Annotated in this window: 21 protein-coding genes; 13 read left to right on the forward strand and 8 right to left on the reverse strand. The window is 62.9% G+C overall.

Annotated features, from left to right (window positions below):
- Positions 1–37: 37 nt before the first annotated feature.
- Both QTL95_RS12630 and QTL95_RS12635 read right to left on the reverse strand, forming a co-directional pair.
- Positions 38–1,252 carry an MFS transporter gene (locus tag QTL95_RS12630; protein WP_289720296.1) on the reverse strand — a complete coding sequence of 405 codons (1,215 nt, stop codon included), beginning with the start codon at positions 1,250–1,252 and terminating at the stop codon, positions 38–40.
- A gap of 115 nt (positions 1,253–1,367) precedes the next feature.
- Entirely contained in the window at positions 1,368–2,105 is a 738-nt protein-coding gene (locus QTL95_RS12635; protein ID WP_289720297.1) for a DUF3750 domain-containing protein, read from the reverse strand.
- Between the two features lie 144 nt (positions 2,106–2,249).
- On the opposite strand from QTL95_RS12635, the gene QTL95_RS12640 reads away from it, so the two are divergent.
- Both QTL95_RS12640 and QTL95_RS12645 read left to right on the forward strand, forming a co-directional pair.
- Positions 2,250–3,257: an asparaginase gene (locus tag QTL95_RS12640; protein ID WP_289720298.1), complete on the forward strand. Its 1,008-nt coding sequence runs from the start codon at positions 2,250–2,252 to the stop codon at positions 3,255–3,257.
- Positions 3,258–3,397: 140 nt separating this feature from the next.
- A complete protein-coding gene (locus QTL95_RS12645) occupies positions 3,398–4,147 on the forward strand; it encodes a hypothetical protein (protein ID WP_289720299.1) in 750 nt (249 codons plus the stop codon).
- Here the strand turns inward: QTL95_RS12645 and QTL95_RS12650 are convergent.
- Positions 4,122–4,874, reverse strand: a complete 753-nt coding sequence (locus tag QTL95_RS12650) for a DeoR/GlpR family DNA-binding transcription regulator (protein ID WP_289720300.1) — start codon at positions 4,872–4,874, stop codon at positions 4,122–4,124. The genes QTL95_RS12645 and QTL95_RS12650 overlap by 26 nt on opposite strands.
- 124 nt (positions 4,875–4,998) lie before the next feature.
- Between QTL95_RS12650 and QTL95_RS12655 the strand changes: the two genes are divergently transcribed.
- Together QTL95_RS12655 and QTL95_RS12660 are read left to right on the forward strand one after the other, a co-directional pair.
- Positions 4,999–5,364 carry a DUF4406 domain-containing protein gene (locus QTL95_RS12655; protein WP_289720301.1) on the forward strand — a complete coding sequence of 122 codons (366 nt, stop codon included), beginning with the start codon at positions 4,999–5,001 and terminating at the stop codon, positions 5,362–5,364.
- 91 nt (positions 5,365–5,455) lie between these two features.
- Positions 5,456–6,076 carry a glutathione S-transferase family protein gene (locus QTL95_RS12660; RefSeq protein WP_289720302.1) on the forward strand — a complete coding sequence of 207 codons (621 nt, stop codon included), beginning with the start codon at positions 5,456–5,458 and terminating at the stop codon, positions 6,074–6,076.
- An 11-nt stretch (positions 6,077–6,087) separates the two neighbouring features.
- Here the strand turns inward: QTL95_RS12660 and QTL95_RS12665 are convergent, their stop codons facing one another.
- Positions 6,088–6,441 carry an MmcQ/YjbR family DNA-binding protein gene (locus tag QTL95_RS12665; RefSeq protein ID WP_289720303.1) on the reverse strand — a complete coding sequence of 118 codons (354 nt, stop codon included), beginning with the start codon at positions 6,439–6,441 and terminating at the stop codon, positions 6,088–6,090.
- Between the two features lie 265 nt (positions 6,442–6,706).
- On the opposite strand from QTL95_RS12665, the gene QTL95_RS12670 reads away from it, so the two are divergent.
- Positions 6,707–8,155, forward strand: a complete 1,449-nt coding sequence (locus QTL95_RS12670; RefSeq protein ID WP_289720304.1) for an ArnT family glycosyltransferase — start codon at positions 6,707–6,709, stop codon at positions 8,153–8,155.
- Positions 8,156–8,250: 95 nt separating this feature from the next.
- On the opposite strand, the gene QTL95_RS12675 is transcribed toward QTL95_RS12670, so the two are convergent.
- Both QTL95_RS12675 and QTL95_RS12680 read right to left on the reverse strand, forming a co-directional pair.
- A complete protein-coding gene (locus tag QTL95_RS12675; RefSeq protein WP_289720305.1) occupies positions 8,251–8,910 on the reverse strand; it encodes a glutathione S-transferase family protein in 660 nt (219 codons plus the stop codon).
- Positions 8,911–9,037: 127 nt separating this feature from the next.
- Positions 9,038–10,414 (reverse strand): TIGR03808 family TAT-translocated repetitive protein, encoded by a 1,377-nt coding sequence (locus tag QTL95_RS12680; RefSeq protein ID WP_289720306.1) that lies wholly within the window; start codon positions 10,412–10,414, stop codon positions 9,038–9,040.
- 207 nt (positions 10,415–10,621) lie between these two features.
- On the opposite strand from QTL95_RS12680, the gene QTL95_RS12685 reads away from it, so the two are divergent.
- A complete protein-coding gene (locus QTL95_RS12685; RefSeq protein ID WP_289720307.1) occupies positions 10,622–12,904 on the forward strand; it encodes a putative bifunctional diguanylate cyclase/phosphodiesterase in 2,283 nt (760 codons plus the stop codon).
- On the opposite strand, the gene QTL95_RS12690 is transcribed toward QTL95_RS12685, so the two are convergent.
- Entirely contained in the window at positions 12,901–13,539 is a 639-nt protein-coding gene (locus QTL95_RS12690; protein WP_289720308.1) for a TetR/AcrR family transcriptional regulator, read from the reverse strand. The two genes, QTL95_RS12685 and QTL95_RS12690, sit on opposite strands and share 4 nt — an antisense overlap.
- A gap of 74 nt (positions 13,540–13,613) precedes the next feature.
- Here QTL95_RS12690 and QTL95_RS12695 point away from each other — a divergent pair, with 74 nt between their 5' ends.
- From QTL95_RS12695 to QTL95_RS12720, 6 genes are all read left to right on the forward strand, one after another.
- Positions 13,614–14,480, forward strand: a complete 867-nt coding sequence (locus tag QTL95_RS12695) for an aldo/keto reductase family oxidoreductase (protein WP_289720309.1) — start codon at positions 13,614–13,616, stop codon at positions 14,478–14,480.
- A gap of 74 nt (positions 14,481–14,554) precedes the next feature.
- Positions 14,555–15,565 carry a ligase-associated DNA damage response exonuclease gene (locus QTL95_RS12700; RefSeq protein WP_289720310.1) on the forward strand — a complete coding sequence of 337 codons (1,011 nt, stop codon included), beginning with the start codon at positions 14,555–14,557 and terminating at the stop codon, positions 15,563–15,565.
- Positions 15,566–15,767: 202 nt separating this feature from the next.
- Complete coding sequence (locus tag QTL95_RS12705; RefSeq protein ID WP_289720311.1) at positions 15,768–17,393, forward strand: cisplatin damage response ATP-dependent DNA ligase; 1,626 nt, start codon at positions 15,768–15,770, stop codon at positions 17,391–17,393.
- A 114-nt stretch (positions 17,394–17,507) separates the two neighbouring features.
- Positions 17,508–18,443 carry an alpha/beta hydrolase family protein gene (locus QTL95_RS12710; protein ID WP_289720312.1) on the forward strand — a complete coding sequence of 312 codons (936 nt, stop codon included), beginning with the start codon at positions 17,508–17,510 and terminating at the stop codon, positions 18,441–18,443.
- A gap of 201 nt (positions 18,444–18,644) precedes the next feature.
- Entirely contained in the window at positions 18,645–19,481 is an 837-nt protein-coding gene (locus tag QTL95_RS12715) for a L,D-transpeptidase (protein WP_289720313.1), read from the forward strand.
- A gap of 161 nt (positions 19,482–19,642) precedes the next feature.
- Positions 19,643–20,362, forward strand: a complete 720-nt coding sequence (locus tag QTL95_RS12720) for a L,D-transpeptidase (RefSeq protein ID WP_289720314.1) — start codon at positions 19,643–19,645, stop codon at positions 20,360–20,362.
- Positions 20,363–20,417: 55 nt separating this feature from the next.
- Here QTL95_RS12720 and QTL95_RS12725 read toward each other — a convergent pair whose 3' ends face one another.
- Complete coding sequence (locus tag QTL95_RS12725) at positions 20,418–20,885, reverse strand: MarR family winged helix-turn-helix transcriptional regulator (RefSeq protein ID WP_289720369.1); 468 nt, start codon at positions 20,883–20,885, stop codon at positions 20,418–20,420.
- Between the two features lie 124 nt (positions 20,886–21,009).
- Here QTL95_RS12725 and QTL95_RS12730 point away from each other — a divergent pair, with 124 nt between their 5' ends.
- Positions 21,010–21,432 (forward strand): organic hydroperoxide resistance protein, encoded by a 423-nt coding sequence (locus QTL95_RS12730; RefSeq protein WP_289720315.1) that lies wholly within the window; start codon positions 21,010–21,012, stop codon positions 21,430–21,432.
- Positions 21,433–21,681 lie beyond the last annotated feature (249 nt).

Consider the following 21,681-nt stretch of genomic DNA (forward strand, 5'->3'; position numbering starts at 1 on the left):
TTTTGCAAGTTATAACGCAGCACGCAGCCGGGCACGGTTAGGCCGTTTGCCGGGAGGTTCGCGGGGTTCGTTCGAGAAACAGCAGCAGCCCGATCGAGCCAAGCCCGATCGCAGCCGCGAAGATCGCCGTGCCGGAATAGCCGGTGAAGCCGGTACCGATAGCGAAGACCGACGCGCTCAAGCCGTTGGCGATGAAGGTGTTGACCGAGATCAGCGAGCTCCCAAGCCCCGGTCGATCGGCGATCAGGTCTTGCAGGTAGGTGATGGGAACGCTGAGGATCGCCGCCGCGCCGCAGGCATTGATCGGCACCAGTGCGTAGATCTGCCAGGGCGCCGAGGCGAATCCGAGAAGGACCAGATAGAGACAGTAGATCGTGGCCCCGAACGCCAGCACATGTACGCTGCGAAACCGCCGCTGCAGCCCGCCCCACATCATCATGAAGGGCATCTCCAGGAAGGCGACGAGGCCTGCCATGAAGCCGACATCGACGACGCTGCCGCCGGCCGAGTGTGTGATGATCAGCGGCGACACCACCGAGCTCACGCGCTGCAGTCCGAGAAGCGAGGCGATGATGCCGATCCGCGCCAGCACATGCGGTGACAGCAGCCGGCCGAGCGACGAAAAGAACCCGATATGTACGGGCGGCGGCCCCTCGCGTTTCGGCGCCGGCTTGGCGACGAACAGGTAGAGAGAGAAGCAGACGAGGCTCGCAAGGCCGGCGATCCCATAGGCTGGCATCATCGATTGCGAATGGATGAGATAGAGCCCGATCAGCCCCGGCGCCAGCGCCCACGAACCGGAGAACAGGGCGCGCACGGTCGAGGTTATCGCCGCCGCCTGTCCCCGGTCCATGGTGTTCGTCGTGGTACGGATGCTGGCGAACAGGATCGAATAGGTGGAATTGCTGATGGGAATGAGCACCAACATCGAGAACACGAAGACGGCCGCCGTGCGGAACTCGTAGATCATGCCGAAACCCAGCATGCCCGAGATCGACAGCGCAAGGACCAGCGGGCGCCGGTCGCTAAGCTTGTCGGACCAGATGCCGAGCGTAAGGCTGGTGCAGACATTGACCGCCGCCGCCAGGAAGATCAGCCCGGAATAGGCCCGGTCCGAAAGCCCGAGCTCGTTGATCCCGATGATCGACTGATACGGCATCGTCGACGCATAGGTGAAGGCAAGCGCGATCAGCGTCAGCGTCGGAATACGGATCCTGACGTCGCGGAGGATGGAAGAAAAAGCGGATGGCATGGCGTGATTCCCTATGCCCCAGCTATAAATCAGTAGTGTGCTTTCGAATAAGCAAAGTTTGTGATGGCGCAGGTCAAATCGCGTGATGAGTGGTCGGATTTCGTGATTGCCGGCTCTACAGCCCAATCCGCCCGAATGCCGGGATCTTGACTCCCGGATTGGCGACATCGACACCCGCGACCAGTCCCATGAAATGCACCTCGAAGCCGCTGCGCGCGCCGGCGGCGATGCCGACGAGCCCGTAGAGCGTCGCGTGCATGTCGCGGCCATCGGCATCGACCTCGAACATCCGGCCATCCGTCAGGAAATCGCGGCCCACGGCATCGGGCGGCAGCACCGCGCCGAGGTCGGGCACCGCCCTCAGCACATGGGCGACGAAGCTGTTGGAATTCGGGCCGGGATAGATTCTGTAGTCGCCGACGCCGGAATAGGGGTAGGACTGGATCGCGCTCTCGACGGCGGGAATGAGCCGGGTTGCCTCGGCCCCCTTGATCCCGCGCACGATGCGTGGCCGGTTCGAATACCAGTAGGCATCCGCCACGTAGTTGTTGCGGCGGATCGGCGAACCCCAGCCGACCTTGTCGTAGCGGTTATAGGCGGTATCGCCAGAAGCCTTCGTCACGATCCAGGAATGGCTGGCGACGGCGCCTTTCAGCCCGCCGGTGCTCGCCGACATGATGTAGATCGCCGCCTCGCTATCCGCATCCGCTTTCGGCAGCACGCCCGCGGTGCCCCAATCGGCCTCGCGCCAGCTCTTCGGATGCTCCTGCAGCGACCACCAGCCGGCGGCCGCAAGCGCGGGAAGGATGTAGATGACGAGAATGAGGAGCAGGAGCCGTTTGAGATGACGCATGGAAACGCCGGTGACCTTCCGATGGCGGGGTTGCGGGTGGACCATTCACGGCCAGGGTGGCGCAATTGAGCCTTCTTTCCGGGGTTGCTTTATCACGCCCATCCTCTAAGGCTGGCAGCCTCTCAGAACAGCAGGAAACCCGCCATGAACAATCCCGTTACCGTCGAAGTCACCCGTGGCGCGCTCGTCGAAAGCCGGCATCGCGGATCGGTGATTGCGGTCGATGGCGACGGCACGGTCGTGTTCTCGCTGGGCGATGTCGATGCCGGCGTCTTTCCGCGCTCGGCATGCAAGGCCATGCAGGCGCTGCCGCTGGTCGAAGGCGGGGCGGCGGATGCCTATGGCTTCGGCAACAGGGAGCTTGCGCTCGCCTGTTCCTCGCACAATGGCGAGGAGGAGCACGTTGCGCTCGCCGCTTCCATGCTGGCCCGCGCCGGTCGTGACGTCGAAACGCTGGAATGCGGCGCCCACTGGTCGTCGAGCCAGAAGGTGCTGATCAGGCAGGTCCGCAGCATGGACAAGCCGACGGCCCTTCACAACAATTGCTCCGGCAAGCATGCGGGCTTCGTCTGCACCTGCTGCCATGGCGGCATCGATCCAAAGGGCTATGTCGGCTATGATCACCCGTTGCAGCAGGAGATCCGCGGCGCGATGGAAAACCTCACCGGCGCCGTGCTCGGCCACGACAATTGCGGCACCGACGGCTGCTCGATCCCGACCTACGCCGTTCCGCTGCGCGGCCTCGCGCACGGCTTCGCGAAGATGGCGACCGGGGCCGGCCTCGAGCCGCTGCGCGCCAAGGCCTCGCGTCGTCTGATCGAGGCCTGCATGGCCGAACCCTTCTATGTCGCCGGCACCGGCCGCGCCTGCACGGCGCTGATGCAGGTCGCACCCGGCCGCATCTTCGCCAAGACGGGCGCCGAGGGTGTCTTCTGCGCCGCCGTTCCCGAGCAGGGCATCGCCATCGCACTGAAGTGCGACGACGGCCATTCGCGCGCCGCCGAGGTGATGGTCGCCGCCACGCTCGCCCGCTTCTTCGAGAAGGACAGCGAGATTCGCGCCGCCCTGGAGGCCATGGCCACCGTGAGCATGCGCAATTGGAACGGCATCCATGTCGGCGACGTTCGCGCTGCGGCTGTGCTGGCAGCATAGGTCGTGCCGAAATGATGCATTTCGGTGATGAAATGTAGAATTAACTAATGCATGCGAAACTAAGCTCCGCGACAACGCATGCGGTTCTTCTGATTTAAGGTACGCTTGGCACAGTATATCGAACGCCATGAGGGCAGGATATGTTTGCAGGCCGCTATCTCTGGTGGATGCTGATCGCGATCGCGGTCTTCCTGTTCTTCACCATGTGCTTCGATTACGTGACCTGGCTGAGCGTCGTCATCTCCGGCTGCACTCGCGTTGCCGGTTCCTGCGGACCGCTGATCTTGACCATGTCGGGCTCGATGAAACCTTCCGGCGTCTATCTCGCCGGCGGCATCATCCTCGTCGTCACCTTCGCGCGCATCCACTATATTGGGTTGAACTGGTTATGGGCGCTGGTCGCCGCCGTCTGGTTCGTGGCATCCGCGCCGTTCCCGTTGCTTCTGGCGAGCGGCTGGACCGGCCAGCTGAAGCCACAGGCCGTGCTCGAAGCGCTGCCGGTCTCGTTCCTGTTTCTCGTCACCTTCTGCATCTACATCTGCTCCGCCTTCGAGGAGAGCGGTACCAAACCATTCGGTGCCTGGCGGCCGGTGCGCCTGGCGGCGCATCTTTCGGCCATCTATTGCGCGCTGCTGGCACTCGCCGAGACCTCCGCCTTCGCGACGATCCCCAGCCGCATGCTGGGAGAGCCCGGTTTGACGGCAGTCGTCGCCGGCCTGCAACCGGGCCTTCAGGATATCCTGACGCTCGGTTCCAACGACCGTATGCTGGCGCTGATCGCCTTGGGGATCTTCGTCGGCTGCATAGCGCTCAGTATCCTGCAGGAACACCGCGACGCCCTGCATGCCCGTTTCGTTCAGCCGATCATGCTTCGCGGATCGCGACATTGAGGTCACGATAGGGCACAAGCGCCGTCGGCCTGTCCGTCGCGACGATCAGGCCCGAGATATCGGCGATCGGCAGCACGTGGCAGGCGGAGACACGATCGAGCTTCTCTTCCGTCAGCAGCACATGCGTTTCCGCCGCACAGCTGGCGATATGTCGCTTGATCGCCGCCTCCTCGAAATCGCCGGTCGAAAGCCCGTGGACCGGATGCGCCGCCGTCACGCCGAGAAAGAAGATATCCGGCCGAAGCTGCGAGATCGCCGCCATCGCCACGGCGCCGGTCGCCACCATCGAATGTTTGTAGAGCCTGCCGCCGATCAGGATCACCTCGGCGGTCGGGTGATGCTCGAGCTCCGAGGCGATGGTCGGGCTGTGCGTGACAATGGTGACGCCAAAGCCGGTGGGCAGTTGCCGCGCCACCTCAGCCGTCGTCGTTCCGCCGTCGAGAAAGATCATCTGCCCCGGCTGGATCATGCCGGCGGCCTTGGCGCCAAGCTTTTGCTTTGCCTGCGATGCCACCTCGCGCCGCGCCGAGAAATCCGGCAGGGCCGGCGCGATCGGCAGGGCGCCCCCATGCACCCGCTTCAGCAACCCCTCGGCCGCCATCTCCCGGAGATCGCGCCGGATCGTGTCCTCAGACAAGGAGAACTCCTCGGCGACGCGCTTGGCAATCACCTGGCCGTCGCGGCTGAGAATGTCGAGGATGAGCGATTTGCGTTGGGTAGTGAGCATGGCGATTCTGCACGAAAATGGACGAAATGTCACGATACTGCACGAAATGATTCGACAATCAAGAAATATAATGCATTTTCGTGCGACCCCGTGCATGAAGCCGGGAGAGCACAGGAGAATGACCATGTTGATCTTGATTGCAGGCCCCTACAGATCCGGCACCGACGACGATCCCGCCAAGATGGCGGAGAACCTCAGGCGCCTAGAGGAGCCGTCTTATGCATTGTTCCAGGCCGGACACGTGCCGATGATTGGCGAATGGGTGGCGCTGCCGATCTGGCATGCAGCCGGCGGCCAGAATATCGGCGACGATCTCTACGAGGAAATCTTCCACCCCGTCGCCGGCCGCCTGCTGCAATTGTGCGACGGTGTGCTGCGGCTGGAAGGCGCGTCCAAGGGTGCCGACAACGATGTCAGGATCGCCAACGAACGCGGCATCCCTGTCTGGTATCGGCTGGAGGATGTGCCGGGCTGCGCCAGGGCCGCATAGCGCGGAGGCGAGGCCGGTTCGCCGGCCTCGATTCCGGCATGTTCGATCAGCCCGGGCCGCGCTATAAAGCTAACGGAAAAGGGAGATGATCATGCCGACTTTATATTTCGGGAAGGGCAGCTGCGCGCTTGCCAGCCTTATTGCGCTGGAGGAATCCGGCCTGTCGTTCAACGCCCATAAGCTCAACCTCGCCAATGGCGACCAGCGCACGCCCGATTTTCTCAAGATCAACCCCAAGGGTCGCGTTCCCGCGCTGGTCACCAGGCGCGGCACGCTGACCGAAACGCCGGCGATCCTCGCCTATGTCGCGGCGATGGCACCCGAGGCGGGTCTGGCGCCGCTGGACGATCCCTTCGAATTTGCCCGCCTGCAGGCCTTCAACAACTACATCTGCTCGACCGTGCATGTGAACCACGCGCACCGCCCGCGTGGCAGCCGCTGGGCGGATGAACCCGCCGCGCTCGAGGCGATGAAGGCCAAGGTGCCGCAGACCATGACGGAAAGCTTCACGCTGATCGAGGAGACCATGTTCGAAGGCCCTTGGGTCATGGGCGAACGTTATACCGTCGCCGATCCCTATCTCTTCGTCATGACCGACTGGCTCCCAAGCGACGGCGTCGACCCCGCCCGCTTCCCGAAGGTCGCCGCGCACCACGCGCGGATGCTGGAGCGCCCGGCGGTGCAGCGCGCGCTGCAGAGGGAGAAGATCTAGCGGAGCGAACTCTATTGCCGAAATGCAGCCGAAAGCCGTTTCGGCGCGCGAAGCAGCCACGCGCCGATCAGCCTCTCCGTGAGTTCGGCATCGTCGATCTCCTCGGCGCGGAGCGGCATATAAGGCCAGCCCACATAGTGAGCGGTCTGGAAGTAGATGTGCGGCGCCATCTCGATCAGTCGCTCCTTGTCGTCGATCGAGATCGGAATGACCAGCGTCGCCTCGTCCTTGACCGTGACGAACGCCTTGCCCCCGACCTTCAGCGCCGGATTGCCATAGGACGTACCCTCTTCCACGCCCGGCAGGCCAGCCTGCGCGGTCAGTCGCTTCACGCGTGTGAACTGGATGTCGGTACTGTCGGGCATGGCAGTCCTCGCGCCGGTTTGCAGGGATGGTAGCAGGTTTTGGGAGTGCTGAGCGGGTCTTGTTCTCCTCCCGGTCAACGGTCCGATCCTCTCCTGCAACCACGGGATTTCCAAGCGCTGAATGCCTCCGTGATCTCGCGCGGCGGCAAAGATCGCCTCCGTAAAAACCGACATATGCGTGCGCTATTCAGGCTGTTGTCAGGTGAATCGCATCTTCAGCACCTGCGAGATCGAGACGTCTCGGGCAGGTGCGGAGCAGGGGCGAATGACAAGAACTGAACTGGTCAGGTCTCTCTGGCTTCCGTTGGTGGTCGTCATCCTGTTTGCCGCAGCTATTGGTCTGCGGCCGCTGATGCCGATCGATGAGACGAGGTATCTCACCGTTGCGTGGGAGATGTATCTTCGCGGCGGCTGGTTCGATCCGCTGACATTGAATTTCGCTCCCTATCATCACAAGCCGCCATTGCTGTTGTGGCTCATCAACATGTCCTGGGCTGTCTTCGGGAGCAGCCGCTGGGCCGCCACCGTGCCCGTCGTGCTGATGGCGATGGCGAGCGTCTACCTCACGGGGATACTGGCGCGTCTCCTGTTTCCCGTCGAACTCGCCGATCGAAACCGCACGAACCTGATCACGGTCGCCGGTGCGCCCTTCCTGACCTACGGCACGATCATCATGTTCGATGTCACGCTGACCGTCTTCGTCCTCCTGTCGCTGATCGGCGTCGTGCTTTATGCCCGGGAGAGACACTGGCGGCATATTCTCCTGATCGGCGTGGCGTTGGGGCTCGGCGGTTTGACCAAGGGTCCGTTCGCTCCCTTCTGCATCTTCTTCCCGATCCTGCTCGCGCCCTTCTGGGCGAAGCGCCTCGGCAATATCTGGACATGGTATGTCGGCAACGCGCTGGCAGGCGTCATCGCTCTTGCCATCGTGCTTGTCTGGCTGGTTCCGATGCTCGCCCAGGCCGACGGCGATTTCGCCTATTGGCTGCTTTGGAAGCAGACGGTCGGACGGGTGACGGGTGACATCGACGCGCATCTGGCGCCGTTCTATGCCTACCTGCCGCTGCTGCCGGCCATGCTGGTCCCCTGGATCTTTCTTCCGCGCTTCTGGAAGGAGAGCATGAAGCTTCGCGCGCAATTCGCGACAAGCGAGGGCATGCGGTTCCTGATATGCTGGCTTGTGCCGACCTTCATCGGCTTTTGCCTATTTAGCAACAAGCAGCCGCACTATCTGATGCCCTTGGTTCCCGGCGCGATGATCCTTGCGGCGCTCTGCCTGCGAACGATCCCGACGTTGAAACTGGCGCAGACCACGGCCCTGATGGTTGGCCTCTTGGTGGTGGGCCAGGCCGTTGCGGCCGCAACATTCCTGCACCGCTACGATCTGACTGATATGGCGACGTACATCCGGGACAATCCGGAACGCGACTGGGCCTTTGTCACCAATTACCACGGCGAGTTCGGCTTTCTGGCGCGTCTGCAAAGGCCGATTGACGAAGTGCAGCCCGACGAACTCGCCAAATGGTACCAGGATCACCCGAACGGCTACGCCATCATGATCTACCGCGAGCCCGAAGAGGTTTCCGCCTATCTCCGGGTCGCTGATAATCCCTACCGCTCGCGCAACATGGGTGTGTTTGCCCGCGATGTCACCGAGGACAGGATGTCGGTGGCATCAGGGGAGGCGCCCGTGAACAGCGTCGGCCTGCGGTAGTTCGCGGGCACCGCCCGCCCGGTCGCGCCGATGCCCATAGGCCCGGATAAGCGAGGAAATGGGCGGTACCCTGAAGATGTGCCCCTGATCGGATGTCAGACGGGTTCCTGCGACCGCGCCGCCTGCATGGCGAGATAGGCCGGGCGCGACTGGCAGCGCTTGATCCAGGCGGCGATATGGGGATGCGTGTCGAACAGATACTGCTCCGACTGCGCGTAGCGCATGACCTCAGCAAGGTTGAGGTCGGCCACCGTAAAGCGTCCGCCGACCAGATAGTCCGATGTCGCCAGATGCGCGTCGAGCATGGCGAGCGGCTTCTTCAGCGAACGGCAGGATACGGCGATCGTCGCCTGCCCCTCTTCGGTGTTTTCTTTTCCGTTGTCGTAGGTCTGGACCATCCTGACGGTATGCGGCTCCACCTCGTTCGCCGCCCACAGCGTCCACATCGTGATTAAACCGTCTTCCTCGACTGTTTGGCCGGCAAGCTCGCCGCCGTCCTTTCGCGCAAGGTAGAGCGTAATCGCCAGCGACTCGTGCATGACGATGCCGCCGTCCTTGATGCTGGGGATCAGGCCGAGCGGGTTGATTGCCGTAAATTCGGGCGACAGCGTGTTGAGCGGCGCGTCTGCAGCCAGCGGGTTTTCCAGTCGGCGCGCCTGCAACACCGGCACGGAGGTGAACGGAAGGCCGAGTTCTTCCGCCATCCAGTAGACGCGCGAGGCGCGCGAGCGGTAGACGCCATAGATTGTCAGCATGCCGATGTCCCTTGCTTGGCCGATGTGGTGCTTGCTTGAGCGCTCAGACTAGTGGCCGAAGGGCGCCGATGAAAGGGTGGCTCGCTGATGGTTCAATGAAAGCTTTTGATATCAGGCGTTTCGCGGCTCACGAAACGCGGTTGCGCTCGATCGTCAGCTGAGGGTAGGCGGCATCGCCCGCCGCCGCAAGCTCGCCAGTCACCTTCTTCACCCATTCGAAGCCGAGGATCGCGCCATCGGGAGTGTCCTCGAAGACATTGTCGGTGATGACAGCCGATCCGGCGCCCTCGGCGACCGACACCGCGCAGCCGATCCTGGCCTTGCGGATGATGTTGCCCGTCACGACGAGATTGCGCAGATAGGGTCCCCAGCCGAGCTGCAACCCCCAGCGCGGTGCGCCTTCCACGACATTGCCGGAGATCAGCGTGTCGGCCTCCGCCGCGATCCCGATCCCGAAGCCGACGTCGGGCTTATAGGGTCCCTCGAGCGTCAGGTTGCGGATCACGTTGCCGGTCACGCTGGCCAGTCGTCCGCCCTGGTCGAAATTGGCGATCGAGATGCCGTTCGCGGCACCGTCGATCATGTTGTCGGCAACGACGGCGCCCTCGAATTCGAACTCGACATAGATGGCGGTCTCGCCCGAGCGCAGGCACTGGTTGCCCGATATCTGCACGTTGGAGCCGGAATTGGCGCGGATGGCGGTGAAGGCGCAGTCGGAAACGTGGTTGTTCGCCACCATCACGTTGTCGGCGCGGAAGATGTTGATGCCGTTGCCGTTCTGCCCGGTGCCGCCGTCGTTGGCACGGATCCGGTAGACCCGGTTATTGGTCACGATGGCGTTGTCGGTCGCCTTCTTCCAGCGGTGCACGAGAATGCCGCCATTGCCGCAGTCGAACACCGCATTACCGGTCACCGACATCCTATTGGTTTCCACCGCGTAGATGCCGGATTGTCCGGCGCCCGATATGCGGCTGCGTTCGATCCGCCCGCCGCAACGCTCCAGCTGCACGGCATGCTTGCGGCTGCCCAGGATCTCGCAATTGTCGATGACAACCTCGTCGACACCGGTGAACTGTACCAGCGCATTGGCATAGTCGCCGAGCCAGCGATTCTGGCCGTCGATGACGATGTTGGACAGCTCGATGCGCCTGACGTTCTCGGCTGAAAACAGATGCCCGTCGCCGGTGTAGACGATCCGCGAGGCGCCGGGAACGCCTGTGATCCTGGTATTATCGGGCAGCGTCAGATTGGAGACCTTGTATGTCCCCGGCGGCAGGAACATCGGCACGCCTGCCCGCGATGCTTCATTGATCATCCTCTGCAGGCTGACGCTCTTGCGGTCGCCGGCGTCGGGCAAGGTCTTGTATTTCACGGGGTCGATCGAGCCGCGCAGATCCGGCTGCGGGCTTGCCGCGAAGGCGCGCGGCGCGAGAAGGGCTGCGGCCGATGCCGCGGTCAGGCCAAGCATCGCCCGGCGCGTCGAAGTTAACGATTGGTTCTTCATGATCCCGCACACGCAGGAAACGTGCCATCAGATGTATATCGTTTTGAAACAGTGGATATAGTTCGAAAAATCATAGTCTATAATTGTGGGACCGTTTTTGTTCTTTTGTTCATTGTTCAGTTTAAATCTCTGAATGCGAATATAGGCTGGTTCTTGGTGCAATTTTTTTGAGTTCGCTGTTGGGAGCGGCGGGCTGGAGCGGATGATATGAATGAACGGAGTGCGAAACGTCACGGAGACGCGCTGGATGAAGCGGTAGATCGCGTGGTTTCGGCAACCGAAGCGCTGGTGGTCGCGAATGCCGGCAAAGCTTCCGACAGCATCGAAAGCCTCTCCCTCAAGGCCATTCATGAACTTCCTGACTTTTTCTACGTCAAGGATCGTGCCAGCCGTTTCCTCTTCGCGAACGCCACGACGGCGCACAGCCTCGGCTTCTCCAACACGGCCGAACTCTCCGGCAAGTCGGATTTCGATCTGTACGATTTCGAGACGGCGCAGCGCTATTTCGACATCGAGCAGGCCATGATGACATCGGGCGAGCCGCTCATCGATATGGAGGAGGTCACGCCCTCCCGGATCGGGGAAAAGGCGGCTTGCCGGCTGACTTCGAAAATCCCCTTGCGCAATGATCGTGGCGAGATCGTCGGTCTCATCGGCGCCTCCCGGGATATTACCGAGCGGAAGCGTCAGGAAGAACTGCGCCGCCGTCAGGCGGAGCTGCTCGAGATGATCGCCCGCAACGAGCCGCTGGAGACCGTGCTCGAGACGCTTGTCCTGCTGGTGGAAGCGGAGATCGATGACGTCTCGGGTTCGATACTCCTGCTCGACAGCGAGGGCCAAAGGCTTCGGCATGGCGCGGCTCCCCATTTGCCGGGAGCCTACACGCGCATCATCGATGGTATCGCGATCGGCCCGAAAGTCGGTTCCTGTGGTACCGCCGCCTGGCGCGCCGAGCCGGTCATCGTTGAGGACACGCTCAACGACCCGTTGTGGGAGGATTTCCGCAGCGTGGTCGGCGCCTTCGGCTTCCGCTCCTGCTGGTCGATGCCGATCCTGACGGCGCAGTGCAATGTGCTGGGCACCTTCGCGCTCTATTCGAGTGCCGTGCGCGCACCGACCCGCCGCGAGACGGAAATGGTCGCGATCGCGACCCATCTCGCCGGCATCGCCATCGAGCGCAAGCGCGGCGACGAGCGCATTCACTTCATGGCGCATCACGACGATCTCACCGGCCTGCCTAACCGCGCCTTTTTCAAGGAGCGGATGGCAAAGACGCTGCACCAGGCACGCGCGGCCTCTAGAAAGGTCACGGTCGCCTATATCGATGTGAACGGCTTCAAGGAAATAAACGACACTCTCGGCCATGCCGCCGGCGACGAGGTGCTGAAGGAAATCGCGGCCCGGATGGCCAACTGCGTGCGTGCGTCCGATATAGTCGTGCGCCTCGGAGGCGATGAGTTCGTCGTGGTTCTTGTCCACCAGTCTAGACACGATATCGGTATCACCCGTCGCCTGCGCGACCTGCAGAAGGCCATTTCGAAGCCGGTACGGTTTCAGGGACGTGAAATCCCCATTGGTTGCAGCATCGGCGTGGCCGCATTTCCGAACGATGGCGCAACGGCGGAAGAACTTCTGCTCAATGCCGATCGCGCCATGTATAGCGCCAAGCAGCAGGGCCTGCAGGCACCGCTTCACCATTACTCCAGGCAAGACGCGGCGACCGAGTTGCCGGTGAGCGATCAGGAGGAACTGCGGCTCGCCATCGTCCGCGATCAACTGTTGCTCCATTATCAACCGCAGGTCGACGTAGTGACCCGCAAGGTCACCGGCGTAGAGGCGCTCGTACGCTGGGAGCATCCGCAAAAGGGCATGCGCCCGCCGGCCGAATTCATTCCGCTGGCCGAGGAATGTGGCCTGATCATCCCGCTCGGCCTGTGGGTGCTCAACGAGGCCTGCCGGCAGGCGCGTCAATGGCAGGACATGGGCATGCGGCCGGTACGGATCGCCGTCAACGTCTCTGCTCGCCAGTTTACCGACCCCGATTTCGCCCGCCATGTCGTCGAGACCGCGGAGCGCCACAAGCTCGACCTATGCTGGCTCGAACTCGAGCTTACCGAAAGCGTCCTGATGCAGGATGCGGAAAAGGCGCTGGCGATGATGGATGCCCTTCGCCCGCTCGGCGTGCGCTTCTCCATCGACGATTTCGGCGCCGGCTATTCCAGTCTCGCCTCGCTCAAGACCTTTCCCTTCGATCGCCTGAAGATGGACCGCTCGCTGATCGAGGCGCTGCCGTCGGACAAAACCGCGGTTGCCATCGGCCTCGCGGTCATTTCGCTGGCGCAGACCCTGAAGCTCAGCGTCGTCGCCGAGGGCGTGGAAACCGATGCGCAGCTGGAATTCCTGAGCTTCGCCAAATGCGAGGAGGCGCAGGGCTACCGCTTCTCGAAGCCGGTGCCGGCGGATCAGATCCCCGACCTGTTGAAAGCTTAAACCTCAGGCGAAAGCCGGTGTGTTCCGAGATAGGCCGTCAGGAGCCGGACGAGTTCGCTCTCCAGCCCGTCTTCGAAGCCCGGCTCGACATACCCGTCGAGCAGCGTCCGCACCGGGCCGACCAATGCACTGAAGGCAATCGCGCTGGTCATGGCCGGATCGTCGAAGCGGGCGTCGGGCGCGCTTTCGAGCATCGCGGCGATCGCCGAAAGCATCCGCTTGTGCATTTTTTGAACCAGAAGCGGGCCGCCGCGATCGGCCGACACCGCGTAAAGCGCTTTCGATTCCTGCGGGTCGCGCAGCTTGGCGGCGAGGAAGGCCGAAGCGAGGCCCACCGCCATCTCATCGATTGGCTTGCCATTGAACGCGCGGCTTGCACCCTCGATGGCATCGGCGACACCTTCCAGATGCGTTTCCAGGACGGCCGACAGCAGCGCGTCGCGGTTCGGATAATATTGATAGACGCTGCCGACGGACATGCCCGCCCGCTCGGCGATGCGCGTCGTCGTGCAACGGCTCAGCCCCTCCCGCGTTAAAACCTGAATCGCCGCCGTGTGCAGCGCCTCGACGGTAACAGTCGAGCGGGCCTGAACCGGGTTCTTTCTGGGCTTTAGGGCTGCTGTTGCCGTGTCCATGAGAATGCGAATTCCGAAACTGAAGGATCCTTCATATACTTTCCGGCATCCGATAAGGCAAGAAAGCGAAAGCAATGACAAGCATCGAACAGGCAGGCACGTTCAAACTCGGCTCCCGCACGGTCAACCGTCTCGGCTATGGCGCCATGCAGCTCGCCGGCCGCGGCGTCTTCGGCCCGCCCAGGGATCGCGACGCCGCGCTGGCCGTGCTGCGCGAGGCGGTCTCGCTCGGCGTCAACCATATAGACACCAGCGATTTCTACGGACCGCATGTCACCAACCAGATCATCCGCGAGGCGCTGCACCCCTATGCCGACGATCTCACCATCGTCACCAAGATCGGCGCCCGGCGCGGGGCCGATGCCTCCTGGCTGCCCGCCTTCTCGGCCGAGGAACTGGAGCAGGCGGTGCAAGACAATCTCCGCAATCTCGGCCTTGATGCGCTCGATGTCGTTAACCTCCGTATCATGCTTGATGTCCACGGCCCGGCCGAAGGCTCGATCGAGGAGCCGTTGACGGCGCTGGCAGAGCTGCAGCGCAAGGGACTCGTCCGACACATCGGCCTCAGCAACGTCACCGCCACCCAGGTCGCGCAGGCCCGGGGGATCGCCGAGGTCGTATGCGTCCAGAACATGTACAACATCGCCCACCGCAAGGACGAGGCGCTGATCGACAGCCTGGCCAGGGATGGCATCGCCTATGTGCCGTTCTTCCCGCTCGGCGGCTTCTCGCCGCTGCAATCCTCGGCGCTGTCGGATGTCGCGGCGAGCCTCGATGCGACGCCGATGCAGGTGGCGCTGGCCTGGCTGCTGCATCGCTCACCCAACATCCTGCTGATTCCCGGTACATCTTCCGTGGCGCATCTGCGCGAAAACCTGAAGGCGGCCGAGCTGCAATTGTCGGCCGAGGTGATCGCGACGCTCGACGCGATCGGCGCGTGATCCCTTGAACGGTTCCGGTGGCATCCGCGCGGATGCCACTGGCCGTCGCCCGATTTCCCACTATCTCTAAGGGCATGAGACCAGACGCACTGCTCTATCCCGCGCCCGAGGGGCTGTACTGCCCGGAAGGGCGGTTCTACGTCGATCCGGTGCGCCCGGTCGAACGCGCGCTGATCACCCACGGCCATTCCGACCATGCCCGCTCGGGCCACGCCAAAGTGCTCGCCACCCGCCAGACACTCGATATCATGAGGATCCGCTACGGCGACGATTTCTGCCTGAGCGAACAGGCGGCGGCCTTCGGCGAGGAGATCGTCGTCAACGGCGTCAAGGTCAGCTTCCATCCCGCCGGCCACGTGCTCGGATCCGCCCAGATCGCCATCGAGAAGAATGGCACCCGCATCGTCGTCTCGGGAGATTACAAGCGCCGCCCCGACCCCACATGCGCGCCCTACGAGCCGGTCGCCTGCGACGTCTTCATCACCGAGGCGACCTTCGGCCTGCCGGTGTTCCATCACCCCGATCCATCAGGCGAGATGGCCAAGCTTTACGCCTCGCTACGGCAGTTCCCCGAGCGCACCCACATGATCGGCGCCTACGCGCTCGGCAAGGCCCAGCGCGTCATTCGTCTGCTGCGCGACACCGGCTATGACGAGCCGATCTATATCCACGGCGCCATGGAGCGGCTCTGCGACTACTATGTCAGCCAGGGCATCGATCTCGGCGAGTTGCGCCCGGCAACCGTCGAGGGCCGAGACAAATCCGCTTTCAAGGGCGCCATCGTCGTCGGCCCGTCGTCGGCGTTCGCCGACCGCTGGGCTCGCCGCTTCAACGACCCGCTCCCCGCCTTCGCCTCCGGCTGGATGATGGTGCGGCAGCGCGCCAAGCAGGGCGGCGTCGAGCTGCCGCTTGTCATCTCCGACCATTGCGACTGGCCCGAGCTGACCGAAACCATCACCGAGCTGCATCCGGCCGAAGTCTGGGTGACGCACGGTCGCGAGGAGGCGCTGGTGCGCTGGTGCGAGCTGCAGGGCATCAAGGCCCGGCCGCTGCATCTGGTGGGCTATGAGGACGAGGCGGAGTGATGGTGGTGCGCAGCCATGAAAACCCCTCCCCAACCCCTCCCCACAAGGGGGAGGGGCTTACGCGCGGCGCCGCCGGCGTACATCTCAACCTCTCAACTTGCGAAACTGTTTCGATTCTTCCCGAGAGGCTTCCCCCGGTTAGTCCCTCCCCCTTGTGGGGAGGGGTTGGGGAGGGGACTTTGCGACAAGCAGGAAGATCGCGATGAAAGCCTTCGCCGACCTTCTCGACCGCCTGGTCCTCACCCCATCCCGCAACGGCAAGCTGAAGCTGCTGACGGATTACTTCCGCGACACGCCCGATCCCGACCGCGGCTACGGCCTCGCCGCCATCGCCGGCACGCTGGATGTCCGCAACGTCAAGCCCGCCATGCTGCGCGAACTGGCGCTGGAGCGCATCGACGATGTGCTCTTCCGCTATTCCTACGACTATGTCGGCGATCTCGCCGAGACCATCTCGCTGGTTTGGGACAACGAGCGCGACATCGAGCGTTCGGCGCTGGCACAGCCGCGCCTCGGCGCGGTGGTGGCGGAGATGAATGCGCTGGGGCGCACCGAGGTGCGTGGCTTCGTCCGCGACATGCTCGACCGCCTCGACGCCTCCGGCCGCTTCGCCTTCATCAAGCTGGCGACCGGCGCGCTGCGCATCGGCGTTTCGGCGCGGCTGGCGAAGCAGGCGCTGGCCGATCTCGGCGGCATGGATGTGGCCGAGATCGAAACGCTCTGGCACGGGCTGCAGCCCCCCTACGAGAGCCTGTTTGCCTGGCTCGAGGGCAGGGGCGGCAAGCCGGTGCTGGCGACGCCGGCGATCTTCCACTCCGTCATGCTTGCCAATCCCGTCGAACCCGGCGATCTCGACGCGCTCGATCCCGCCGATTACGCCGCCGAATGGAAGTGGGACGGCATCCGCGTGCAGCTGTCGCGGGCCGGCGTTACGCGAAAGATCTATTCGCGCTCCGGTGACGACATCTCCGGCGCCTTTCCCGATATCGTCGATGCCATCAGCTTCGAAGGCGTGGTCGACGGCGAGCTTCTGGTCGGCGGCACGTCGCGCTCCAACAGCCCGACGCGCACCTTCTCCGACCTGCAGCAGCGGCTGAACCGCAAGACGGTGACATCAGCGATGCTGGAGGAATACCCGGCATTCATCCGCGCCTACGACCTCCTCTTCGACGGCGAGGAAGATGTGCGTGGCAGAACCTATGTCGATCGCCGCCATCGCCTCTCCGAGATCATCGAGCAGGCGCCGCACGAACGCTTCGATCTGTCGTCGCAGGTTGAATTCGGCTCCTGGGACGAGCTCGACGCGCTGCGCTCGACGCCGCCCGATCCCGTCATAGAAGGCGTCATGATCAAGCGCCACGACAGCGTCTACCAGTCCGGCCGGCTGAAGGGTCCGTGGTTCAAGTGGAAGCGCAATCCCTTCAATGTCGATGCGGTGCTGATGTATGCGCAGCGCGGCCACGGCAAGCGCTCCAGCTACTATTCCGACTTCACCTTCGGCGTCTGGGCCGAGACGCCTGACGGAGAGCAGCTGGTGCCCGTCGGCAAGGCCTATTTCGGCTTCACCGACGCCGAGCTCGAAATCCTCGACAAGTTCGTCCGCAACAACACCACCGAACGTTTCGGCCCTGTGCGCGCCGTCCGTGCCGATAAGGATTTCGGCTTCGTCGTCGAAGTCGCCTTCGAAGGCATCAACCGCTCGAACCGCCACAAGTCGGGCGTCGCCATGCGCTTCCCCCGCATCTCCCGCCTGCGCCCCGAAAAACCCTCCTACGAAGCGGATCGGCTGCAGACGCTGGTGGCGATGATCGATGCGAAGGCGGGGTAAAAAGCGTTTCCGTAGACAAAAACGCTTCACACGCCCGATCCTCAACACAATGTGTCTTGGCGTCCGCGTTTCCTGGTGTAACCATCTGAAATGCCGGGAATATGGAAGTGCGACATGAGATCGAATGAAGACAACGGCTTTTTCCGCCAGCGCCGCCTGGTTCTGACCGGCATCGCCGGCGCCCTTTTGGCCCCGGCCATGGCACCCATTGTGGCGAATGCCTTCGAGGTGCCGAAGGAACCCCGGCTGATCACCCGAGACTATGCCAAGGTCCGCAACCGCTTCCGCACCAAGCTGCTCCAGAAGGGTCCGGCGCCCGACAAGTTCGAGCCGCTCGACGCGCCCGCCAATGCCGACAGGATCTTCTATCGCAGCGGTTATGGCGGCGAGCTCGAGCTGACGGCCTGGGTCTCGAAGTACAAGCGCGGTCACAAGTCCAGGCCCGGCGTCCTTTTCCTGCACGGTGGCAACGCCATGGGGATAGGCCACTGGAGGCTGATGGCCCCCTATGTCGATGCCGGCTTCGTGGTGCTGATGCCGTCGCTCCGCGGCGAAAACGGCCAGCCGGGCAATTTCTCCGGCTTCTATGACGAGGTCGATGATGTGCTGTCGGCAGCCGATCGGCTCGCGCATCTGCCGGGTGTCGATCCCAACCGGCTGTTCATCGCCGGCCACAGCATTGGCGGCACGCTCACCATGCTGGCCTCAATGAGCACCCACAAGTTCCGCGCCGCGGCTCCCATCTCCGGCAACCCCGATTCCTTCCGCTTCTTCAATCGCTATCCGCAGGATATCCGCTTCGACGACAGCAACCCGCACGAGTTCGAGGTGCGTACCGCGCTCTGCTACGCGCAGAGCTTCAAATGCCCGGTCCGGATCGTTCACGGCACCGAGGAGGCGAATTTCAACGACCGTGCCGGCCTGCTCGCCAGCCGCGCCCGTGCAGCCGGCATTCATATCGAGACGGATACCGTGACCGGCAATCACACCTCGGCACTCCCGGCGGAGATCGAGCAGAGCATCCGCTTCTTCCACGGCGTCGCCGCCTAGAGCAGTTCCGCTTTTCTTCGAAGCGCGGAACGGCTCTATTCTTTTGTTTTCACGCAATTCCGGACGGAAAACCGCTTCGCACTTTTCCTGGAATTGCTCTAACGGCATCGATATGCGAGGCGGATGGAAAGCCTCGCGCCAGCCGCGAATGCCATCTTCGGCGCAGTTATCGGAATTGCTGTCGTCGACGAGGATGGATTTATGAATTTTCTCAGCCGGGTGCCGTCTTTCGCCGGACTTGCGGTCGCGGCCCTGTCGCTCAGCGGCTGCAACATCCTGATCCCCGATACGGGCGCAACCGATCCCGCCCGTTTCGTGCAGGAAACCTCGCCGGTCTTCTACCATCCGCCGGGTGTCGATCCCGATCGTGTCCGCCCGATCAACGCGCCGGTGCCGCAGCGGCCGGGCGTCCCGGCGACGATCTACAACCAGACCTACGGCATCCCCGGCGCGACGACGAGCCGCATCTATGGCCTGCCGGTCAGCAATCCCGTCAGTGCCGCCATGTATTCCGAGGTGCGCGACAACGATTTCACGCTGCCGGCCATCCCCGTCAGCCGTGTCGATCCGCAATATCTGCGCCAGGAAGTGGATTATCCGAGCAGCGAAAAGCCCGGCACGATCGTGGTCAATACCAAGACCAAGCACCTCTACCTCATCGAGCCCGGCGGCAAAGCCATGCGCTATGGTGTCGGTCTCGGTCGTGAGGGCTATGCCTGGTCCGGCCGCGGCGTGATTCAGTGGAAGCAGAAGTGGCCGCGCTGGACGCCGCCCGATGAAATGGTCGAGCGCCAGCCCGATGTCCGCTCTTTCTCGGCGGCGAACGGCGGCATGAACCCTGGCCTCGGCAATCCGCTCGGCGCGCGCGCCATGTATATCTTCAAGGACGGCCAGGACACGCTCTACCGAATCCACGGAACGCCGGACTGGCAGTCGGTCGGCAAGTCGACTTCATCGGGCTGCGTGCGCATGCTGAACCAGGATGTCGTCGATCTCTATGACCGTGTTCCGGCCAAGGCCGAGATCGTCGTGATGTAGCCGCGCAACAGCCGCGCGGATATCGTATGCCCCCGAGGGGACACGACTTCGTGAGGTTATGGTTTATTTAACCCGAGCGGATAGATTTGTTCGTGGCGACAGGATGTTGCCTAACCTGCGGGGCCAGCCGTCGCTGTCCCGTCAAAGGAAAAACGACACGAATGAGTTCTGAAAAATCTATCTCCCGGCGCAGCTTTCTTTCTTTGTCTGCGCTCACCGCGGCTTCCGCACTCGCCGGCTGCGCATCGACAACGGGAAGCCCGACCGCACAGCCGATCGCCTTCCGCAATCCGGTCCGGATGTTCCAGACCGTGCCGGCGCCCACCGACGCCGAGCTGGCCGTCATGTACGGCCCGATCGAGGACGGTGGTTTCCTGATCCCGCCGGTTCCCTACCAGCAGATCGATCCGCGCTTCTACCGTCAGCAGGTCATCGACCCCACCGGCGAGGCACCCGGCACCATCGTCGTGGATACGCCCTCGCGCTTCCTCTATCTGGTTCAGCCGGGCGGCACCGCGATGCGTTATGGCGTCGGCATCGGTCGCGAAGGCTTCGCCTGGCAGGGCGATGGCGTCATCCAGTGGCGTCAGAAGTGGCCGCGCTGGAAGCCGCCGAACGAGATGGTTGCCCGCCAGCCCGAACTCGTCAAATACTCGATCGAGAACGGCGGCATGGAGCCGGGCCTGAAGAACCCGCTCGGCGCCCGCGCGCTCTATATCTTCTCCGGTGGCCAGGACACGCTCTACCGCCTGCACGGAAATCCCGACTGGCGCTCGATCGGCAAGGCCGTGTCATCAGGCTGCGTCCGCCTGCTCAACCAGGACATCATCGACCTCTACGACCGCGTTCCGAACAAGGCGCCGATCGTCGTCAAGCAGTAATGCGCCTACCGTCTCTCCCCGGAGCGGGGAGAGACGGATTTGGCGGATCGCAAGGTCAGACCGCCGTCTTCAAATTCGCCCGCAACCCCTGCAGCATCTCGCGGATCGTTACCATCTCCTCGATGGTGCAGCCCGCGGCTTCGCCGATGCCGGACATGATGGTGTCGATCTCGGCGCGCATCTCGTGTCCCTTTGGCGTCAGCGACACGATCACCTGCCGCTCGTCGGTTGGATCGCGCAGGCGCGTCAGCAATCCGCTCTGCTCCAGCCGCTTCAGGAGTGGGGAGAGCGTGCCCGAATCAAGATCCAGCTTCTCGCCGATCGATTTCACCGGCAGCTCGGCTTTTTCCCAGAGCACCAGCATGACAAGATATTGCGGGTAGGTGAGACCGATGCGGTCGAGGATCGGCTTGTAGGCGCGGGTAAACGCATGCGCCGTTGAATAGACCGCGAAGCAGAGCTGCCTTTCCAGGCGCTTCTCTTCTTCCGGTATGTTCATCGTCTTGGTCATCTGCGTTGTCATCATCGTCATTCCCTGAGCCCTGATTGTCCTCTTTTCAGCCCGTGAATGCAATTTGCAAAATTCACTTGCGTACAATTTAATTGCGCGATATACAAAATCCAACCCCAACGCAAAGGAGACCGACATGCCTATTCTCTACACGACCAAAGCTTCCGCCACCGGTGGCCGCGCGGGCCGCGCTGTTTCCGAAAACGGCGTTCTCGACGTCACACTGACTGTTCCCAAGGAACTCGGCGGCGACGGCGCAACCGGCACGAACCCCGAGCAGCTTTTCGCCGCCGGCTATTCCGCCTGCTTCCTCGGCGCGCTGAAATTTGTCGCCGGCCAGCAGAAGGTCAAGATTCCTGAGGATACGACTGTTACCGCCACTGTCGGTATCGGTCCGCGCGAGGACGGTGGCGGCTTCGGCATCGAAGTGTCGCTCGCCGTCCACATTCCCGATCTCGACAAGCCGACCGCGGAGAAGCTGGCCGCCGCCGCGCATATCGTCTGCCCCTACAGTCACGCGCTGCGTACCTCGACGGAAGTGCCGTTCACCGTCGTCTGATCGGCTGATCCGCTGTGAATGAGACGCCACGCTGTCGCAAGCGTGGCGTTTTCGCGTTTAAAGGACGACGCAAAAGGGCAGAAATATCACTCGAATCTAATATTTCTCGTGGGAGAATGCTGACTACCTCATCATACCAGTTGACGAGTGTGCGACATTTTGAAAGAGTTGCCGCGCTCGCCGGGAGGAGGCATGTCCGCTGGAGTATGGAGAACCTGACAGGTTCATGGGCCGAAATATCGCCCAAGT

This window comes from Rhizobium sp. S152 (genome assembly GCF_030380735.1).
Taxonomy (GTDB): Bacteria; Pseudomonadota; Alphaproteobacteria; order Rhizobiales; family Rhizobiaceae; genus Rhizobium.

Bases quoted from the DNA above. Each gene is read 5' to 3' on its own strand.
- QTL95_RS12630 (WP_289720296.1), bottom strand. From the start codon at position 1,252: ATGCCATCCGCTTTTTCTTCCATCCTCCGCGACGTCAGGATCCGTATT.
- QTL95_RS12635 (WP_289720297.1), bottom strand. From the start codon at position 2,105: ATGCGTCATCTCAAACGGCTCCTGCTCCTCATTCTCGTCATCTACATC.
- QTL95_RS12640 (WP_289720298.1), top strand. From the start codon at position 2,250: ATGAACAATCCCGTTACCGTCGAAGTCACCCGTGGCGCGCTCGTCGAA.
- QTL95_RS12645 (WP_289720299.1), top strand. From the start codon at position 3,398: ATGTTTGCAGGCCGCTATCTCTGGTGGATGCTGATCGCGATCGCGGTC.
- QTL95_RS12650 (WP_289720300.1), bottom strand. From the start codon at position 4,874: ATGCTCACTACCCAACGCAAATCGCTCATCCTCGACATTCTCAGCCGC.
- QTL95_RS12655 (WP_289720301.1), top strand. From the start codon at position 4,999: ATGTTGATCTTGATTGCAGGCCCCTACAGATCCGGCACCGACGACGAT.
- QTL95_RS12660 (WP_289720302.1), top strand. From the start codon at position 5,456: ATGCCGACTTTATATTTCGGGAAGGGCAGCTGCGCGCTTGCCAGCCTT.
- QTL95_RS12665 (WP_289720303.1), bottom strand. From the start codon at position 6,441: ATGCCCGACAGTACCGACATCCAGTTCACACGCGTGAAGCGACTGACC.
- QTL95_RS12670 (WP_289720304.1), top strand. From the start codon at position 6,707: ATGACAAGAACTGAACTGGTCAGGTCTCTCTGGCTTCCGTTGGTGGTC.
- QTL95_RS12675 (WP_289720305.1), bottom strand. From the start codon at position 8,910: ATGCTGACAATCTATGGCGTCTACCGCTCGCGCGCCTCGCGCGTCTAC.
- QTL95_RS12680 (WP_289720306.1), bottom strand. From the start codon at position 10,414: ATGAAGAACCAATCGTTAACTTCGACGCGCCGGGCGATGCTTGGCCTG.
- QTL95_RS12685 (WP_289720307.1), top strand. From the start codon at position 10,622: ATGAATGAACGGAGTGCGAAACGTCACGGAGACGCGCTGGATGAAGCG.
- QTL95_RS12690 (WP_289720308.1), bottom strand. From the start codon at position 13,539: ATGGACACGGCAACAGCAGCCCTAAAGCCCAGAAAGAACCCGGTTCAG.
- QTL95_RS12695 (WP_289720309.1), top strand. From the start codon at position 13,614: ATGACAAGCATCGAACAGGCAGGCACGTTCAAACTCGGCTCCCGCACG.
- QTL95_RS12700 (WP_289720310.1), top strand. From the start codon at position 14,555: ATGAGACCAGACGCACTGCTCTATCCCGCGCCCGAGGGGCTGTACTGC.
- QTL95_RS12705 (WP_289720311.1), top strand. From the start codon at position 15,768: ATGAAAGCCTTCGCCGACCTTCTCGACCGCCTGGTCCTCACCCCATCC.
- QTL95_RS12710 (WP_289720312.1), top strand. From the start codon at position 17,508: ATGAGATCGAATGAAGACAACGGCTTTTTCCGCCAGCGCCGCCTGGTT.
- QTL95_RS12715 (WP_289720313.1), top strand. From the start codon at position 18,645: ATGAATTTTCTCAGCCGGGTGCCGTCTTTCGCCGGACTTGCGGTCGCG.
- QTL95_RS12720 (WP_289720314.1), top strand. From the start codon at position 19,643: ATGAGTTCTGAAAAATCTATCTCCCGGCGCAGCTTTCTTTCTTTGTCT.
- QTL95_RS12725 (WP_289720369.1), bottom strand. From the start codon at position 20,885: ATGACAACGCAGATGACCAAGACGATGAACATACCGGAAGAAGAGAAG.
- QTL95_RS12730 (WP_289720315.1), top strand. From the start codon at position 21,010: ATGCCTATTCTCTACACGACCAAAGCTTCCGCCACCGGTGGCCGCGCG.